This is a genomic window from uncultured Lamprocystis sp., assembly GCF_903933125.1.
In the GTDB taxonomy this organism is placed as follows: Bacteria; Pseudomonadota; Gammaproteobacteria; order Chromatiales; family Chromatiaceae; genus Thiodictyon.
In genome coordinates, this window is record NZ_CAIZIZ010000294.1 from 1 (window position 1) to 1,999 (window position 1,999).

2 protein-coding genes are annotated in these 1,999 nt (G+C 63.4%); both read right to left on the bottom strand.

Annotated elements, in window-relative coordinates; all coding sequences use genetic code 11:
- Window positions 1-145 precede the first annotated feature (145 nt).
- Window positions 146-511 carry a hypothetical protein gene (locus QZY03_RS14385; protein ID WP_295582165.1) on the bottom strand — a complete coding sequence of 122 codons (366 nt, stop codon included), beginning with the start codon at window positions 509-511 and terminating at the stop codon, window positions 146-148.
- Between the two features lie 29 nt (window positions 512-540).
- Window positions 541-1,803, bottom strand: coding sequence for a galactosyldiacylglycerol synthase (locus QZY03_RS14390; protein ID WP_295582167.1), 1,263 nt, complete (start codon window positions 1,801-1,803; stop codon window positions 541-543).
- Window positions 1,804-1,999: the final 196 nt, after the last annotated feature.

Genomic DNA, 1,999 nt, shown 5'->3' on the forward strand with positions numbered 1-1,999 from the left:
GCCGCTCCTACCGTAGGAGCGGCCCGCGGCCGCGACGCGTGCCGGCTTGGATCTGACCGGATTCATGATCAAGGCCATCCGAGCCGATGGTGGGTGGTCTCCGGTGTTCCGGAAATCACCTAAAAGGGATGGTTGTCAGACACCCTCAGCTCGCACTGACCGCGAACACCCCGGCGCAGATCAGTACCACGCCGAGCGTGCGCAGCAAGGTGACTTGTTCGCCGATCATGAACCCGACGACCAGCGCCAGCGCGAAGCCCAGACCCTCCAGCGGGTAGGCTTTACTGACATCCCAGCGCGCCAGGACGCTCAGCCAGGCGACGGCCCCGAGCGTGTAGAGTGTAAACCCGCCGATGATCTTGGGGTCCAGCATAACAGCTACGGCCGTATGCAGACCGGCAGGCTGCGCGAGCGCGGTCGTCACCGCCGCACTCGACATACCGGCCTTGATCAGGAATTGCGCCATCACCGACAGCACAACGCAGCCGATCGCGGCAAACGTAGTGTTCATAGTCTCACCTGATAAGAGTCATTTATCTGCTAGGTCCGCGCACGCCGCGCCGCCCTGATGACATCACGCGGATAGCCCGATGACGATACCGCGACAGGAATCTGGCGCACATTGACAACCGGCGCCCGCGCCTGATCGAGAATGCGCTCCAGAATCTGCGGAATCTCGTGCAGTGCACCATTGTCGATGCGGCGGACGCGCGCCTGGTATTCCGGCAGGTTTCGAATCACCTCGTCAACCGCTGCCCGCACGCTCAGGAAACTGCGGTGCACGACACCCAGACCATGTTCACGCACCCACTCGGTATTCCAGCGCTCCTGCGGCATGGTCCAGGGATTCAGGGTTACGATCACCGGCAAGCCACACTGCACCGCCTCGCTCAGACTTCCCGGCCCCGGCTTGCCGATGAAGAAGTCAGCCAGCCCCATCCACCGCGCCACCTCGGTCGTGAAACCCACCACCACCCGGGGCGCCCGCGCCGGCAGCGCGCGCAACGCATCGGCTAAAGTGGCGTTGCGCCCGCACATCAGAATCAGAGGGACGTCGGGCAAGCGCGCGGCAATCCCCTTCATCGCCCGGGAACCCGTGCCGCCGAACAGCACCAGCCCGGTCGGCGTATGCGCGTCCAATCCCTCGCGCACCCGATCGGCGACACGTTGACCAAGCGCCGCCGCATAAAAATCGGGGCGCAGAATCATGCCGCTGCTGCGATGTACAAGACCCGGCTTGCAACCGGCCGCCAGTGCCTGAGCGACCGCGTGATCCGTGCCACAGACCACATGCTGCGCAAGGTCTGGTTCGATCCAGAAGTGTGGCGGATAATCCGCCATGTCGGTCAGCACGGTCACGAAGGGCACACCCGGCCGAGCCAGCGCCAGACTGTCGTGCATGGCACGATTGAAGTTGGGAATCAGTGACACGACCAGATCCGGACGGGTGCAGTGCCAATGCGCCGTCAGCCGTTTCACCATAGCGCTATGACCCCAGCGTATCGCGCGCTGGAGCACTTTGAGCTCCTGCGTCAGCCCCAACGTGAATCCGCTGGCCAGGCGCTTGTTGTAAAGATCTTCCGGCTCCATACCCGTGAAGCGGCGAAAGGCTCCTTTTGGATCGATCACCTGCATCAGGTTAGCGTGACGGACGCGCCACGGCCGTTCCTGGTCACGAATCACCCGCTCCAGCGCCTGCGCGGCCGCACGATGCCCCCCCCCCGCGTTGAACCAGATCAGTTCGATGGTCTTGATCGCACCGAGGGTTGAGCGCGATGGGAGCGACGCGAGTGATGTATGCATGCGGTTGACGCGTAACCAGTCAGAAAGCGAGCTTCCGAGCGTCCGGAAACGGACACATAGCCTTGGATTATCTCTGATCCTGATGACAGGCCTGTTACACCCTGACCGATGTTTCGTTGCCCGCCGGCAGGGCCTTGATCATAGACCCGGCCACCGCGCGATCGGCACGGTCGTCGGTCCGCACAGCGGACCCTAC

Bases quoted from the DNA above. Each gene is read 5' to 3' on its own strand.
- QZY03_RS14385 (WP_295582165.1), bottom strand. From the start codon at position 511: ATGAACACTACGTTTGCCGCGATCGGCTGCGTTGTGCTGTCGGTGATG.
- QZY03_RS14390 (WP_295582167.1), bottom strand. From the start codon at position 1,803: ATGCATACATCACTCGCGTCGCTCCCATCGCGCTCAACCCTCGGTGCG.